The organism is Streptococcus periodonticum (assembly GCF_003963555.1).
Lineage (GTDB): Bacteria > Bacillota > Bacilli > Lactobacillales > Streptococcaceae > Streptococcus > Streptococcus anginosus.
Genome location: NZ_CP034543.1, coordinates 900,854 through 915,994, shown reverse-complemented (window position 1 = coordinate 915,994; position 15,141 = coordinate 900,854). Strand labels below are relative to the sequence as shown.

17 protein-coding genes are annotated in these 15,141 nt (G+C 32.3%); 7 read left to right on the top strand and 10 right to left on the bottom strand.

Annotated elements, in window-relative coordinates:
• The 9 genes from EHW89_RS04460 to EHW89_RS04420 form a co-directional block, all read right to left on the bottom strand.
• Positions 1–2,772, bottom strand: coding sequence for a DUF927 domain-containing protein (locus EHW89_RS04460; protein ID WP_126466910.1), 2,772 nt, complete (start codon positions 2,770–2,772; stop codon positions 1–3).
• 126 nt (positions 2,773–2,898) lie between these two features.
• A complete protein-coding gene (locus tag EHW89_RS04455) occupies positions 2,899–3,921 on the bottom strand; it encodes a hypothetical protein (RefSeq protein ID WP_126466907.1) in 1,023 nt (340 codons plus the stop codon).
• A gap of 4 nt (positions 3,922–3,925) precedes the next feature.
• Positions 3,926–4,444, bottom strand: a complete 519-nt coding sequence (locus EHW89_RS04450) for a DUF1643 domain-containing protein (RefSeq protein WP_106380260.1) — start codon at positions 4,442–4,444, stop codon at positions 3,926–3,928.
• A gap of 259 nt (positions 4,445–4,703) precedes the next feature.
• Positions 4,704–5,444, bottom strand: a complete 741-nt coding sequence (locus EHW89_RS04445; protein ID WP_126466905.1) for a DUF2628 domain-containing protein — start codon at positions 5,442–5,444, stop codon at positions 4,704–4,706.
• A 16-nt stretch (positions 5,445–5,460) separates the two neighbouring features.
• Positions 5,461–5,730 carry a Mor transcription activator family protein gene (locus tag EHW89_RS04440; protein ID WP_018543484.1) on the bottom strand — a complete coding sequence of 90 codons (270 nt, stop codon included), beginning with the start codon at positions 5,728–5,730 and terminating at the stop codon, positions 5,461–5,463.
• Positions 5,731–5,845: 115 nt separating this feature from the next.
• Positions 5,846–6,445: a recombinase family protein gene (locus EHW89_RS04435; RefSeq protein ID WP_003033123.1), complete on the bottom strand. Its 600-nt coding sequence runs from the start codon at positions 6,443–6,445 to the stop codon at positions 5,846–5,848.
• 183 nt (positions 6,446–6,628) lie between these two features.
• Positions 6,629–6,925, bottom strand: coding sequence for a hypothetical protein (locus EHW89_RS04430; protein ID WP_003034423.1), 297 nt, complete (start codon positions 6,923–6,925; stop codon positions 6,629–6,631).
• A 267-nt stretch (positions 6,926–7,192) separates the two neighbouring features.
• A complete protein-coding gene (locus tag EHW89_RS04425) occupies positions 7,193–7,741 on the bottom strand; it encodes a hypothetical protein (protein WP_020997787.1) in 549 nt (182 codons plus the stop codon).
• Between the two features lie 89 nt (positions 7,742–7,830).
• A complete protein-coding gene (locus tag EHW89_RS04420) occupies positions 7,831–8,700 on the bottom strand; it encodes a hypothetical protein (protein ID WP_126466903.1) in 870 nt (289 codons plus the stop codon).
• Positions 8,701–8,859: 159 nt separating this feature from the next.
• On the opposite strand from EHW89_RS04420, the gene EHW89_RS04415 reads away from it, so the two are divergent.
• Complete coding sequence (locus EHW89_RS04415; RefSeq protein ID WP_006267696.1) at positions 8,860–9,030, top strand: helix-turn-helix domain-containing protein; 171 nt, start codon at positions 8,860–8,862, stop codon at positions 9,028–9,030.
• 51 nt (positions 9,031–9,081) lie between these two features.
• Here the strand turns inward: EHW89_RS04415 and EHW89_RS04410 are convergent, their stop codons facing one another.
• Positions 9,082–9,804, bottom strand: coding sequence for a protein kinase family protein (locus EHW89_RS04410; RefSeq protein WP_020997785.1), 723 nt, complete (start codon positions 9,802–9,804; stop codon positions 9,082–9,084).
• A 170-nt stretch (positions 9,805–9,974) separates the two neighbouring features.
• Here EHW89_RS04410 and EHW89_RS04405 point away from each other — a divergent pair, with 170 nt between their 5' ends.
• The 6 genes from EHW89_RS04405 to EHW89_RS04380 all read left to right on the top strand — a co-directional run bounded on the left by EHW89_RS04405 (position 9,975) and on the right by EHW89_RS04380 (position 15,090).
• On the top strand, positions 9,975–10,229 hold the full coding sequence (locus tag EHW89_RS04405; protein ID WP_006267790.1) for a hypothetical protein: 255 nt from the start codon (positions 9,975–9,977) through the stop codon (positions 10,227–10,229).
• A 13-nt stretch (positions 10,230–10,242) separates the two neighbouring features.
• Positions 10,243–10,596, top strand: coding sequence for a hypothetical protein (locus EHW89_RS04400; RefSeq protein ID WP_006267943.1), 354 nt, complete (start codon positions 10,243–10,245; stop codon positions 10,594–10,596).
• A gap of 250 nt (positions 10,597–10,846) precedes the next feature.
• The gene (locus tag EHW89_RS04395) at positions 10,847–11,944 is read left to right on the top strand and encodes a cell division protein FtsK (protein WP_405194483.1); all 1,098 of its coding nucleotides are present in this window, start codon (positions 10,847–10,849) and stop codon (positions 11,942–11,944) included.
• A gap of 272 nt (positions 11,945–12,216) precedes the next feature.
• Complete coding sequence (locus EHW89_RS04390) at positions 12,217–13,587, top strand: Rep family protein (RefSeq protein WP_126466899.1); 1,371 nt, start codon at positions 12,217–12,219, stop codon at positions 13,585–13,587.
• Positions 13,588–13,652: 65 nt separating this feature from the next.
• Positions 13,653–13,844, top strand: a complete 192-nt coding sequence (locus EHW89_RS04385; protein WP_126466897.1) for a DUF3173 family protein — start codon at positions 13,653–13,655, stop codon at positions 13,842–13,844.
• A 13-nt stretch (positions 13,845–13,857) separates the two neighbouring features.
• On the top strand, positions 13,858–15,090 hold the full coding sequence (locus EHW89_RS04380) for a tyrosine-type recombinase/integrase (RefSeq protein WP_126466895.1): 1,233 nt from the start codon (positions 13,858–13,860) through the stop codon (positions 15,088–15,090).
• Positions 15,091–15,141: the final 51 nt, after the last annotated feature.

The following is a 15,141-nucleotide window of genomic DNA, read 5'->3' as shown; positions in this document are numbered from 1 at the left end:
TTAATACTCCCTTAATATCCCAAATTCCAAGGCAGTTCTTTTCCATCCTGCTGGTAATTCTATGCAGTACATAGGAAATCGGTTACTTTCAATGATGAGATATTTTGTCAATCGTCGTTTATCGGTAACTAATTTATCTTGACTTTTCAATAACTGAACTGCTTTTTCTATGTTAGATATAGAAAAATCTTTTTTCAGTACTTTTTCCATCTCATCTCTAAAGAAGAAAGCTCGGTACGTCCCTTTGTTCTGCTTAATAACTCCTACCTTATTTCCCACTCTACTATAACTGTCCTTAATATGGAACAAGTTAGGATGTGACAAGGTATAGGTCACTAATTTATCATACAAATCATTTGGGATTTCTCCTCGTTTATCTAGTGCTACTTTTTCCGTCTCCACTAAAAAGTCACGTACTTTTTCTACAGTGATGTCTATGTTCAGCAATTCTTTAATTAAAATTGCTGAAGTATAGATTATCGCATAGGAAGCACCGATACGAGTTTTAAATTCAGTATCTGGAAGTTTTTCCAATAATTCAGTATATGCTGAACTATAAACTTCACTTATGTAATGAGCTCCTTTCTCATGTTTAAAAAGTTTTGTCATGAATGTATAGCTAGCCACTCCATAACACTGTGAGCATTTTAATTTAATTGCATCAGCAACTTCTCCGTTTTTAGTCCATCCTCTATCTGATGTTAATTCTAAGTACCTCATATGTAAACCTTGGTTTGAGTTAAGATAGTTTGCCATAGGGATTTCTGAGGTAGTAGCGATGACTGTATTAAACCTAAACTGCTGATGTAAAGTAGAGGCTGAATTTAATCTTAGACGGCTTTGACCTTGTCCTATCTGGTACAGTAATTCTGATAGGTCAGAGCTTTTTGAAGCTGATAATTCATCTATTGTTGTTACAACTCCTTTATTTTCATTTAATATAGCTAATAAAGCATTTTGAGTAGCACTAAAAGAATACATAGTTTCTGTCGGTTTAGCATAGATACTATTTATTAAGTGTAGAGCTGTTGTCTTACCGCTCGTAGACTGACCATAAAAATTGATGATTAGACTACCAATGTCTGGTTTGTCTGTAACTGAAAGATATCCTAGAATGATTGAACTGAACCCCACGCATAGAGCAATCTCCATATTGGTTTCTAATACATTATCTATGACCATTTGTTTCCAGTCCTTAAATGTTCCCTGTGATGATATTTTAAATAATGAGTCATCGGCTAATAGACTTACTTCGCTATCCCCATAATTTTTATTCAACCTAAACGTTAGTTGGTCTAAGTTATTTTTCTTCCATCCCACATAGGAATGGGTATTTTGGATAGGAGCAAGATTTATCTGATAATCCAAATACTCCAGTACTTTTTGAGGTGCTGACCCTAAAATAATTCCATAATTAGTCAAATCAGATAGTTTGTAAGGCGATAGAATACTAGCTGATATTTTCTGAGTACCTTTCCTATCTTGAATGAGATACTGTAACTCATATTGAAATTGGTTTGTATCAACATTAAGAAAGCTTTGAGATATAAAGAAAGGTGTAGATGAAAGAGTTTCAATCTTTTTATCACTGAATTTCTTAATCCCTGATTTACTAATCTCATAGTCCCCGTAAGTATATTTTTCTCCTGCAAGTAAACCATCTAAAGTTGGAACTTCTTTACTTGAAGGTTTTACTCCTAATAGGAATTCTTTAGGATACGGGTATTTAGTCATGAAATCATTAATTGTTTTACTGGAACAACTTTCATGAAGACACTTAAACCGACATCTTCCATATTTAGTAATAGTAAAACTTGCTCCATTTTTGTTATTAGAGTGATTTTTTAATGGACAACATTTGAATGGGTACAGTTCATTACCATATTCGTCTTTTTTAGGTGTAGAGAACTCAAAATTATAATGCTCTAACCACTCCTTTCCTCTTGCTACTATGTAGGGAATTTCTTCATAGACTTCTGGATTGTTAACTACTACTTCTTTCTCCTCAAGAGAGTCTCTTAATAGTTTAAGTAATAAATTTAAGTCCTCATTATTTAAACCATCTGGTATCTCGCTAGGTATTTTTAGTAATTTACTTTGGCGATATGGCCTTTCAGAAATATTCTCCCCTTTACAATTGACAGTTCCATACAGACGTGTAATACGACTAGGATTATATACTGTAGTATCAATTTTAGATTCTTTGTTTGAGAATTTCTTAGAAAGCAAGTTCAAAAACGCCTTTACCGTAACTTTTGCACTGTTTGCTGGTATAAAGTTTAATGGAACTAATAAGTGCATACCATTTCCTGAATCTGCAACAATGATATTCTTTTGTGCGAAGCCATTAGTCTCAAACCATTCTAAAATATTATTAGTCATCGTAATAGCTGATTGCTTTTCTGATTCTGTAGCGCAGGTGCCACTTGGTCGTTCTGGGTCTACATCAATCAACATAAAACGATAGGAGGAAATATTGCTATCTTTGATTGCTATGCTTCCTGTTTCACAGTCATCATTAATCTCATTGAATGTTGTATAGTAAGCAGTCTTTATATCATTTGACACAACTGTAGGCACATCAATATCATCAATTTGACACACTTGATTCTCAGCTTTTCTCCCACCTAATAAGCGTAAATTAACTCTACGAATACCATAAGCGCTTAGTACATCTATAGTTTTTTGAACTTCTGATATAACCATATCTTTCGATATTTCATTTTGACGCACTTGGCGCACGTAATTGGTAGCAATCTTATTATCTATCATGTTAAGATACCTCTTATAAATTTATTTCTTTTTTTCAAAAGATACATAGATTATAAGACATATTTATCATAAAAAAAGCCCTCTTCCAAGGGTGGGGAAGAGGGTTGACAATATCTGATTTTTATGCTAAGGAAAGAATGGTATTAGTTTACAAGAAATATCTTTATTTGCAAATAAGACTGCGATATCCTGATCTATATATCGATAGGCTCGCTCTAAAGGTTGAATCCATTGATATTCCTCGAGGTCTTTTCTTAAATGTGTTTTTTGAATAGCTTCTTCTAATGAAAGTGATTTGCTTGAGATTTGACTACTTAGGTAGGATTTCTCCTCAATTTCCTGTCGTAGCTTTGGTGAAATGTTAAATACAAATAAACTTAAAATGAGTTCCTCGGTCTGTGCCCTTTCCTCTCGTGTCATATTCTTTAGATTTTCAAATACTTCATTTTCCCTTAGGCGGATTTTATCGTCATCTTCAATAAGAAATTCTTTTATATTAACTGATTTTTTAAAAGATTCAGATACTATAAGTTCTTTCTCTTGAATTACTTTTTGGTAAAAATTACTTTTTTCTATATATTTTGCTTGAAGTGATTCAAAGTATTCGGAAGAATCCTCATGTAATCCCAGTTCATCAAGTCCGAAAATAAGCATTGATAATAAAAAATCATCTTTTAACAAGCTATCCAAGTTTTGAATGACTAGTTGTTCCTTTTCATAAGCAAAGGTGCGATTAAACATTAGGTAAAAATCATTTAATAGTCCATTTAAATTATAGAATGAAATGAGCATAAATAAAAGATAGGCTACTGGTTTAGAAACTTCTATATTGTCAATGCGATTTTTCTTATATTTTATATAATCATCTATTTTCGTTAAATCTTCTAATGAATCGGGATAGTTAGCAAAATCGTCTTTTCTTTCAATAATATCATCAAATAGATTTGGATAATCCTCTTGAAACTTTTTAGAATTTTTCAAGATAATCATACATGCTAATAATCTTTTATAAAAATACTGATGTAATTTAGTATCAAAACACCCTACTGTTACTTTCCTTACTAATATATTTTCTGCATCCTTTATTTTTTGTAGATTGTTAATACGAACATAAAATATATTTTCTTTTATACAACTTATTGCTATCATAATATTACTTCTTTCTATTCATAGTATACCACTTTTTCCTTACTTGACTAGCCAATGGATGAAAACATAATTCTTCCTGGTCATCTGTTAAGTATGTTATTTTATCATCTAATTGATTATTTAAAAGCAAGTGATATAATTCATTAAGACGGTGTGCCACTTGTTTATTTTTTAGAGGCAATGAACCATAAGCAAATATTATTTTACATGATTTTTTCGCGCATTCCAATATGTGGTCATCATTGTCAACATTGGTTGCTTTCAAATAGTTTTTCCTATCAATCTTATATTTAGAAAACAAATTAACACTATAGAAACCACCGTACCCTAATTTATAGACATTGTTTGTAATCAACATCATAGTCATATCATCCTCTACTAAATTACTAGAACTGGGGTACAGAGTTAGAACTGTTACCATAGGTTTATTACTCCATTGTTTGGAGAGCACATAGCGATGGTGTCGATTACTAGATTCTATAATCTCTATTTTGATGCTAACATTTGACTGTTTTTTGACCATTGAATTCCTCCACTTTTTAGCTTAATTTTAAGAATTTGAGATATTGATAGGTTATCGATATAACGCTATCTCTGCTAATCTTCATCTACCTCAATTACATAATATATTAATACAGTAGATTTTACTATATCTTGCCATGGCACAAAATTTTTATGTCTATTATGACAACATATCACTTACAGAGCAACTTATTATAAAAAGACACAGCACCTTTTCAAAAAAGAGTACCGTGTCTTTTTATTGTTAGAATTATGTTCTACTATTTCTGATTAATAAAATCGAAGAATATACTCCAATCTTTCGGTAATTGCTCTCCATATTTCTCTTTTCTATAGTATAGATAGTTCGCCTTGCGTCCAATTAAGAAACAAAAAATTAGAGCAACCAGAACTCCAACAAGGGGAAAGAAATAAATGACAGAAACTATTAACGCTAGTTGCCACATACCTTTTGTAAGTAACCAAATTGGTGTGAACAAAAATGCCAACCAATTAAACTTTCCTTGATATTCTTCATTACTTCTTTCTATAGCAGAAAATTCATTTTGATAGTATTCGGAGTATGATCCATATGAGAAACTTCCCATAGTAGAGCCAAATGATTCTCTACCTCTTGCTCTACTATTAATCTTCATACCGCTAACTCTTACACCACATGAAGTACAAATTTCTTGCTCAGCTTTGGTTGGAGCTCCACAATTTTGACAATAATTATGACCATTTAATGGATTAATACCACAAGTCATACATATCTCAGCTTTCTCATTAACTTTACTTCCACAACTTTTGCAGAAAGCTTTAGAGCTTTCTGCACTGTTGTAACCATTTGATGCATTCCTTTGTTCAAGATTGACTCCGCATGCTACACAAACAACTTGTTCTGGATTTGTATTTACTCCACAGTTATGACAGTGAGCATTTCCGCTCTGTGGATTTACTCCACAGTTTAAACAAAATTCAGCATTTTGATTTACTTCTTTTCCGCATGTTTTACAAAACATATATAACATCCTCCATTTACTTACTACTACTTTTTTCTTGTACTACTCTATTAATATGCCTAACAGAATACCCGTATTTTTTTGCAATATCTCTTGAATTATTTCCATTAAATTCGGAATAAACTATTCTTTGTAATCCCTCCTTTGATAACAATCTCATGGGAAAATTAATATAAGCTCCTTTATAATGAGTGTATAACAGAATAGTATTTTCTTTTCCTATCAATGAAGCCAACTCCATATAAATTTTATTCCAATCACTAGGGTGTGTTTGTTCTAATGCCATTTTTAAATAATCCCCCCTACAATAAATTTAACTACCCTTTCTAAGACAAATCAACTGCTAAATGACCTAGACAAAATCAACAAAAAGACCATTGATTGCAATTAAGAACTACTCTTTATCTAATTCTTTTCTGAATAATATACACTGTCTGTCTTGATATACCATTTTCCTTAGCTATTTGGGTAACAGGAATTTGTTCATCAAGCATTCGTTTAACGTTTTGGTATATTAATCTATCTGTAGCATTTTTAGCATGTTCATGATATTGGATAGGGCGGCCTTTATAAACACCACGCTGTTTAGCTAACTGGATGCCTTGGCGTTGTCTTTCTAAGATTTTTTCACGTTCGTTTTGCGCTATGTAGCCTAATAAGGATAGGAACATATCAAACATAGCTGTATCTAGTGTATTGTTTCCTGTATTGAAATTTAAAAAAGGCGCATCAACTATAGTTAATTTAATGCACCTTTGTTGTAATTGTCTGACAATCTCTTTTATGTCTTGATAGTCTCTACCTAATCTATCAAGAGAAGCTACTATAATTTCATCACCTTCTCTTGCAAATTCCAATAAATTTTTTAATTCTTTACGGTTCATATCTTTACCGCTAACTTTTTCACTGAATAACTTTTCAACGCACTCTTGTTTCATCATTTCAATCTGTCTAGCTAAGTTTTGGTCTTTAGTTGATGCCCTAATATATCCTATTTTCATTGCTTATCCCCTTTTTTGTCATGTATTTTTTATAACTCAGATAAATAACTTATATCGCTTGTCATTGTCAATTATAGATACACCTATTTTAGACAGATTACTTTTTTCTCTTTAACTCATTCGAAACAGATTTAGCTACTAAAGCTATTACTTCTAAAACTAAGATTAAACCAAACATCTTACTTACCTTTCTTTAAGAAATTTATATTCTAACAACTGGCGTTCCTTTGCCACTCCCAGTAAACTTCCTATTTGAGGAGAATCTAGTAAACTTATGAAGTAAATATATACTGCATCATACATGTAGATATCTACTTTGACTATGTTTCCTTCAAAGACTTTTTGATACTCACTAGGAAGTAGTTTTTCATCTAATTCTATATAGTCAAAAACATTGCTCTCGTAACTGATATTGTCAAATTCAATGTTCTCTTCAACATGCTTAGATAGATAATCTATCGCTATTAATTTTTGATTCATGAAGCACTTGTCCTCTTTTAAAATTCCCTGCTAAATTCCCTGCTAGAATCTGTATTACTTATTAGTAAATCAACACACGGAACGTCTTTATAATTATCGAATGGGAATAATATATAAGAGTAACTTTGGCTAAGAATCCTTGATTTAACAGCATTTTACCTATTATAAAAAGTGTTAAAATGAGATAAATACATTTGGATTGTCTCCAAAGTGTCTCCAAAAAAAGAGGTCCTAAATAAAAATTAGGACTTCTTTTTTGTAAATTGGCTATTTTTTAGAATTCAACTTGTGATTATCAATTTCTTTTTTTACTTCTGATACTGCTGTCTGTGTAACCTTAGTAGCTACTTTAGCTGTTGTTTTTCCAAAAGCTATACTTTTTTTCGCTACTTTTTTTAAATCTTCCTGATTGATACGAAATCCTTCCTCTTTGAATAGCATCACTCCAGCAAAGAAACTTGCAGCAGCACAAAGATAATACAGAATCCCTCCAAAACCAAGGCTTCCTGAATGTCCTAACAGCTCACCAGTGATAGATAGCTGAATGAAAATCGCATAGACATTTAGTAGGAGGATAAGGCCAAATTGAATTTTGCTAAACACAATGGACTTACTCGTCACTAAGGATAGGAGGAAAGTTGCAACAAATGCTCCATACCAAAGAACAAATAATAGCAGTGTTGATGGGGCACCTAAGTAATTTGCTACTGCTGAACTCATCGGTGTCAGCGAGTATCCTCCTCCTGAAACAACAGGTAACAAAAAAGTAATTAATCCTAACAAACTTGCTCCAGTTACAATTTTTTGATATTTCATAGTATGTTTCCTTTCTTAACATCACTTAATCTTTAATCAGTATCAACTGTACTTTTTATAAACTCCATATTTTTTCCTTCTCTTATTATCTATTCTTCTACTAAATTTTTCGTACCTAATATATCCAAATATGGATATGACTTTTCAGGCATATCTCGTGTGATTAATGGACTCTTTCCAAAAGCAGCATACTTTGAATCATAGATATCACCAATGTTAAACGATGAGGTATCAATTTTTAAAGTACGACTTTCTCTATCTACTTCTAATGATTTTGAATCCAAGAAGTCCGCTGTATATTTTACAAAAGTAGGTAATTCAATCTCTTCATTGACAATTGTATTTCCAGTATCATCAGTCGCAACTTTTGCCGAAAGTTTTTGTTCAGTAACACGTTTGCGATAAGCTTTATAGCCCGAATCTCCCTGTAAACTTGACAAACTACTTTTAATATTTTCAAGGGCTGGAACATAAAGATGATTTTCACTATCACTTGGCCATTTTATAAGTGCTGTATCCACTATATCTGAAAATGATTGAAAATAAGAATCGTATGCTTCTCTATCAATTTTTTTAGCCTTTTCAGTGATTTCTTTATTTGATAAATTTTTGATATCTGATAACGTTAATAGTTCATCAGACCAACGTGGACCATTTTCAACACCACTTTTTGATGTATAAGTAACTAAATGATAGTATGTTGCTTTACCATTTTTTATAACATATAAACCAGTTATATTCGCATCTTTAGATATTTTATACGTATCAAACCAAATACGCTCAGTATCTTCATTAGCTAATTTCATAAACCCAATTGGTTTGACTTCTTCTGCACTCTGTACATTCGCTTTTGCGTTTTGTGTCTGTGAATTGGTAGACTGATTGGCTGAACAAGCAGTCAGAGCTGCACTTGCAAATAATACTCCACAAGCGAGAATGAATAAACTTCTTTTTTTCATTGTTATACTCCTAAAAGTTATTATTGGAAATAATTCTTTCCAAATCTTATTTTAACATATTGTGGATATATACACAATATGAAATAATACACATTCTATTTATAATAGTAATGAAAGGAGTTGATTACTATTATAAGTTTTGAACCATTATGGCAAACAATGAAAGACAAAGATATTTCACAGTATCGACTCCTAAAATCAGGTATAGATAATAAAACACTTGATAGCCTTAAAAAGAATAAGAATATTACGCTTTTAACACTTGAAAAACTCTGTAATATTTTAGATTGTAAACCCAACGACATTATAGAATTTATCCCAGATACATAAAACAACGATTCCTACTAATAAAAGTAAGAATCGTTTTAAATTTGTCAAATTTCACTCTTTGTCCTTATAAAATTCTAGATTTTCTTTTTGTATCCTATAAGCAAAATACTTTTGATTAGATTCAATAATCTTTTGTTGAACCTCTACAGGTACGGATGATTGTTCATCAATCTCTAACTGGATAATGTCATCATTATTTAAATCATTTTTTATCAAATATTTACAACAGTCTTCAATCGCTTTGATATCTATATGAACACTCAACTTTTCTTGAATAATCTTTAAAATGACATCAATTTTTGTATCAATAGTGCTTAATCGTATGTCAGTTGCAAAATTATTGCTATCGTCGCCTGATTTATAGATTTCTAATATTTCATCTTGTAAATCTCCGAATCTGCTATAACCATTCTCATCTTTGGTATACAATTTTTCCAAATCTGCGTTATATTGCTTGATAACTTCACTTTCCGAAACATACTGCTCCTTAATTTTCGACTCAATCTTTTCTATTACCTCTTTAACTTTTGATGGCCTTGAACGATAAAGAACATCTTTAAGTTCTCCGATCATATAATCTTTCATGCAATGTAGAATAAAATAATTTTGCTCATTTAAAGTTAATGCATCCCAATTTCTATTACCAAATTCTTTTTTATAAATACGATTCGCTTGCGTTCTAATTCGATTTTTCATATCAGTTGCTAAACTTTCGTAGTTAATTTGATATGACTTGTATAAAGCTATAAGCATAGGGTTAGTTAATTTTTTCATATTATTTTCTCCCAAGTGTTCGTTTTAAATAAAATTGTTCGTTTAATTTTTGCTTTATTTTATACTATTATTCAAATAATTTCAAGGTTTTATTAAGGATTTAATTTTTCTTTTTATGTTCGTTTTGATTCGATATAATGTATTCATAAAAAAGAAAGGAGCTTAGCGAGATGACTGAGAATGAAAATTTTATAAGTGATTGGTTGAAACAGTATTTGCTGAAGAAAAATGCAAATTTTACTGACAAGCGATATGAAACCAGAACCAAAAGACTTATGAATGAATTACTTGAAAAACCACCTGATATATATTTAAGGCAACAAGTATTGATTTCAAATATCCCTTTTCATAAGCAAACTCCAGGGTCGAATATGGCTCTACTGTATCAAGTGCTTATTGATTTTATTGATTACTTACTTAAATAGAGGAGAACATACTATGGCAAAAATTACATATCAATCATTTTCAAAAAATTTACAAGAAGTTACTTTACAAAAAACTGAAAAGACTCTTAAGACCAGTGAAAAGACTGGTGCGGAATACACAGTTGAATACATTCCTACATTGCAGGTGCTAGCAATTACAGCACCTGAAGAACACAATGGAAAGTACCGCTATTCAATTATTGATACTAACAATGATTTGGAATATACAGTTACAGCGCCTACTAAAGTTGATGCTAAGTTTGGTACACCATTAGTTTTCAAAAATGTTCGTGGCGGATTCATGGATAAGACAGTTTGGTTTGCTGCTGAATCGGTATCTGTAGTAACTCGTAGCAACAATGGTTAAGCGCAAATATAGAAGGGTCAAACCAACTCCAAATTGTAAACCTCAGGGCTATCAACTTTCTCTGATAGCCCTAGTGGTTACTACTATTCTAACTGCTTTGATTATCTTCATAAGCCAAACGGTAACTATATTAACAAAATACTTTTTTACACATCTATTATACATGATTATAATAGATTTAATCAACTTACTACTGCTACTATACTTTTGGTATCAACGTGAAGAGGTATCAACTATTTCAATACCAAGCATGTCTAGCGATGCCGATAGATTATCCAAAAGATTGAAGCGACTATTTAATTCTAAGCAAATCATTGATGTTCTCAAGCTATCAAACAATACTCGATATGGCAACGAAATGCCTGAAATCCATGTTTGGATTGATGATAATTTATCAGAAGGATATATTGCCATTGAAAACATTGCCAACTGGGAGCGTGCCGACCGTGAAAAGTTTGAACAAAGAGTATCAGGGATACTTGCTGGAAAGCATCAACGTTTTGCCATTGTAAACTCAGAACTAACAGCTGGTGATAGCTATATCCTTTTCTATTTCGAGGATACGCTGACTTCCCAAAGGTTGCATGTAAAAGACAATACAGAATCCTTAAAAGAGTTTATCAGTGATAATAAACATGCCATTCGCCTGTCTAAAGACCTCATTTGGTATTCTGATATAACCCCTATGATGAGTATAATTGCTCGTACTAGAGCAGGAAAATCAGTTTTAGCTGGTCGGTACATGGCTAACTTAATGTTGCTACAGGATTGGATGGTAGAATACAATTCTGCCAAATATGACCGGTATGTAAAAGAGTTTAACGGACAATCTGACCCTACTAAGATTGTAGAACGTGCTGAATATTGGTGCTCCGTGATGGATGAACGATTAGCTGAAATCAATGAAGCAGGTAAGGAAAAATATCTCGAAATGGATAACATGCCAGATATTGGTCTATTCTTTGATGAGTTGGGGAATCTTAACGCTTCTCTTGAATCATTAGATAAGGTTGATAAAAAGCTCAAAATCACTTCACGGTGGACTACTGCTATTAACCGTTTATCAGCCACTGGTGGAGCTGCTGGTATTCATATCATTGCTATATCACAGTTTGCGACAAAAGAAGGTTTTTTGCCTTCGTTAGCTCGTGTCAATTGTTCAGATGCTGTAATCATGCTTGGGGGTGCAGCAGATTCAGCAGATGAACGTAAGTATCTTATGAGTGGATTTGCCGACATGCCTAAACGTAGCTATGGAAAAGGTCAGGGAATCGCTCGTATTATTGGCTCTGGTAAAAAGTGGGAAGTTCCACACTTTTATGAAACACCTTGGTTTGATGAGAGTTAAAATTATTTGATTTAACTGACTAGCGACATCTGTCAGTTGAATCAAATGATTCATGACGAAACCGACGAGTCACAGGGGCGGTCATCTTGAAAAGAGGAGACAAAACTAATTCTAACTATGTCTAACGCCTGCAGAGCGCTGGGCTTGTCAAGCCGCTCTGCCATATAAAAAGGATTGATAGGACAAGGCTTTGAAGTAAATTATCAAATTTCAAATCCTTGATTTATCAAGAGAAAAATTAATAGAATAATTAAAAAGGAGAAATTCTTATTATGGCTAAAAAAGAAGCTAATCTTACAGCAATTATGCTTGTTCAACAACTTGAAGAAGAATACTGGTTATCTGATGACTACAAATCAGTAATTCAAAAAGCAAAGGATGGCAACTGTCGCCCATTATTAGAAATGATTATTCAAAAATTAGAAGAACATGATATCATTGCCAAAGAAGCATATATAATCAAACACGATAAAGACAAAGTAACTATTTGGAATCCTGACAAGATGAAAAATGAAATTAACGATAAAGAAGAACACGTACATGCTCTTCTAAAATTTGAAAAAGGGGCATCATTAAAGAAAATCGCTCTTGCTATTGGTGTTGAACCACAGTATCTTGAAAGATTAAAATCTGGTCGATATGGTTATGATAATTGTTTGGCATATATGGTACATGCCAAGGATTTTCCTGAAAAATATCAGTATTCTCCAGATGAAGTTATTACTGTTCTTGGCGAAAGCTATAAAAGTATATATCAACGGAAAATTGAAACGTGGGTCAGAGGTAGAGCAACCAAAAAAGCTAAAGAGACTGACCTCGGTGTAGATTGGTTAATAGAAAAAATTCTAGCGGGAGAAATCAGTAAAAGTAATATTCTTCTTACAGATGAGTATTACGCTATCTATGGTCAGCATAAGAGGAGAATTAATGAAGCATTAGATACAGTCGGAGAACGCAAAAGTTATCAGGCTATTATAGATTTAGAAACAGGAAACTATAAAAAATCTGCTCTATTTATTATGGCGGATAGTGGAGTTGGAAAAACTAAATTTAGTATGGAATTGATTCATCATTTGCAAAATATTGCTAAAGAAAACTATGACTATAATCTATCCTATTGTCTCACCGCTTCAAGGAACGCATTCGATGAATACAATGGACAAGAGCTATTATTGCTCGATGACGTAAGAGGAGAAACTTTAACCGTTTCTGACTGGTTAAAACTACTAGACCCTTACATGATTAGTCCTATATCAGCAAGGTATCACAATAAAATGGGTTCTGCTAAGCTAATTATTATCACAAGTACATTGCTACCAAGTGTTTTTTTCTCTCAAGCTGTAGGTAATAAAAATGAGGACAATGGGCAATTTATTAGGCGATTTGATTATCAAGTCTATATTCCAGAATCGGATAAATTTCTACTCTCAGTTCCAGAAAAGAATGAACAAGTTGAAGGACAAAACGCTTTCCCAGTTTTTCATTCGTATTCATTTTCTACTGCTACCGAGGTATTAGATAAAGATACAGCAATGGAACATATTATCAATACAATTTTTGATAATATGAACCTAAAAAATAAAAAGGTTATCAATGCCAGCGACCAAACTAACAACGATAACCCAAACACTCAACAAAAATAGTCAACAACTACTTCTGTTGTTGCTATTGTCTCATATTTAAGAAAAAATAACAAGAGGATAGCAAGATGAACATTAAAACAATTGATTATATATATTTAGTTGAACTAGGTTTCCCAAAAGCTACCGCTCAACAAATTATTAGACAAACCAAGAATAATTTGGTAAAACAAGGTTATACACTTTATAGCAATAGACGACTGGGTACAGTTCCAGTTAGTGCTGTTGAAAAAGTTCTTGGCTTTAGGTTACTAGAGTAGAAAGAGGTAACTTATGGCAAAGACAAATTTTCAAGATGTTTATATTGACGAGAAAGGACAATACTACTATGAGGTTAGTTTAGGAACTGATAATATTACAGGTAAACGTATTAAGAAAAAAGCACGAAAAGATGCTAACAAGAAGAAATTTTCATCTGCTAAGGAAGCATACACAGAAGCTATTAGAGTGAAAAATGACTACCTACAATCACACGGCTATTCAAATTATGATATGACTTACGAGCAGTTCATGAATACGACCTATTTACCATATTATCAATCAGAAGTTAGTGAGCATACATATTCTACGCGCCAACCTACATTAAATTTAGTTATAAAGCGATTTGGGAAAAAGAAACTCAAAGATATTTCTATTAGGGATGTACAGAGTTTCAGAACATGGCTCCTCTCAAAAAATGGTGGGAATTACTCTCAATCATACGCTAGTTTAACTTTTGGAATATTTCGTAAAACTTTAGAGTTTGCTGTGAGTATGCAATTTCTTGATACGAATGTTTCAATGAAAGTTAAAGCAATCCCAAAAGGTAAAACACATTCTCAATATTGGACAAAACAAGATTTTGAAGAAGTTATCAGTCATATCTATATTGATGATTTCTATGAACATCTATGCTTCGTTTTATTATGGCTCTATTTTTGTACAGGATTGCGTGTAAACGAAGGTACTGCTTTGTGGTGGAATAACATTGACTTTGATAAAAAACAGCTTACGGTTAATCATATGTTGATTATGAAGAACAAATCAAACTGGCTTCGACAAAATCACACCAAGACAGATTCTGGCTTGCGAACCATCTCATTAGATGATGATACGATTGCTGTACTCAAAAATTGGAAAGAACGCCAAGCAAGTTTGGGAAAAATAAATTTCGTTCTTAGTTATGATGGAAATCCCATGCTGAAATCAACCATATCAAGAATAATCAAGCGATATGCAAAATTAGCAAATGTTCCAGAAATACAAGCTAAAGAATTAAGACATTCTCACGCTTCTTATCTTATCAATGAATTAAACGCTTCTGTTCTTATAGTCTCTAAACGTTTAGGGCATTCTTCCCCTGAAATTACATTGAAACACTACGCTCACTTATGGTCAGGTGTTGATAAAGAACTAGCTGACGAAATGACTGGCTTAATTTCAATTAAGCACGCAAACAAAACAATGATACAATTTAATGGCAACCAAGCATTATCTAAAAGGTCGCCAAAATTGTCGCCAAAATAAATCAAAATAGCTAAAAATACTGAAAAATCAACGATAATTAGAATTTATTTT

Excerpts from the sequence above, each read along its gene's own strand:
- EHW89_RS04460 (WP_126466910.1), bottom strand. The coding sequence starts at position 2,772 with ATGATAGATAATAAGATTGCTACCAATTACGTGCGCCAAGTGCGTCAA.
- EHW89_RS04455 (WP_126466907.1), bottom strand. The coding sequence starts at position 3,921 with ATGATAGCAATAAGTTGTATAAAAGAAAATATATTTTATGTTCGTATT.
- EHW89_RS04450 (WP_106380260.1), bottom strand. The coding sequence starts at position 4,444 with ATGGTCAAAAAACAGTCAAATGTTAGCATCAAAATAGAGATTATAGAA.
- EHW89_RS04445 (WP_126466905.1), bottom strand. The coding sequence starts at position 5,444 with ATGTTTTGTAAAACATGCGGAAAAGAAGTAAATCAAAATGCTGAATTT.
- EHW89_RS04440 (WP_018543484.1), bottom strand. The coding sequence starts at position 5,730 with ATGGCATTAGAACAAACACACCCTAGTGATTGGAATAAAATTTATATG.
- EHW89_RS04435 (WP_003033123.1), bottom strand. The coding sequence starts at position 6,445 with ATGAAAATAGGATATATTAGGGCATCAACTAAAGACCAAAACTTAGCT.
- EHW89_RS04430 (WP_003034423.1), bottom strand. The coding sequence starts at position 6,925 with ATGAATCAAAAATTAATAGCGATAGATTATCTATCTAAGCATGTTGAA.
- EHW89_RS04425 (WP_020997787.1), bottom strand. The coding sequence starts at position 7,741 with ATGAAATATCAAAAAATTGTAACTGGAGCAAGTTTGTTAGGATTAATT.
- EHW89_RS04420 (WP_126466903.1), bottom strand. The coding sequence starts at position 8,700 with ATGAAAAAAAGAAGTTTATTCATTCTCGCTTGTGGAGTATTATTTGCA.
- EHW89_RS04415 (WP_006267696.1), top strand. The coding sequence starts at position 8,860 with ATGAAAGACAAAGATATTTCACAGTATCGACTCCTAAAATCAGGTATA.
- EHW89_RS04410 (WP_020997785.1), bottom strand. The coding sequence starts at position 9,804 with ATGAAAAAATTAACTAACCCTATGCTTATAGCTTTATACAAGTCATAT.
- EHW89_RS04405 (WP_006267790.1), top strand. The coding sequence starts at position 9,975 with ATGACTGAGAATGAAAATTTTATAAGTGATTGGTTGAAACAGTATTTG.
- EHW89_RS04400 (WP_006267943.1), top strand. The coding sequence starts at position 10,243 with ATGGCAAAAATTACATATCAATCATTTTCAAAAAATTTACAAGAAGTT.
- EHW89_RS04395 (WP_405194483.1), top strand. The coding sequence starts at position 10,847 with ATGTCTAGCGATGCCGATAGATTATCCAAAAGATTGAAGCGACTATTT.
- EHW89_RS04390 (WP_126466899.1), top strand. The coding sequence starts at position 12,217 with ATGGCTAAAAAAGAAGCTAATCTTACAGCAATTATGCTTGTTCAACAA.
- EHW89_RS04385 (WP_126466897.1), top strand. The coding sequence starts at position 13,653 with ATGAACATTAAAACAATTGATTATATATATTTAGTTGAACTAGGTTTC.
- EHW89_RS04380 (WP_126466895.1), top strand. The coding sequence starts at position 13,858 with ATGGCAAAGACAAATTTTCAAGATGTTTATATTGACGAGAAAGGACAA.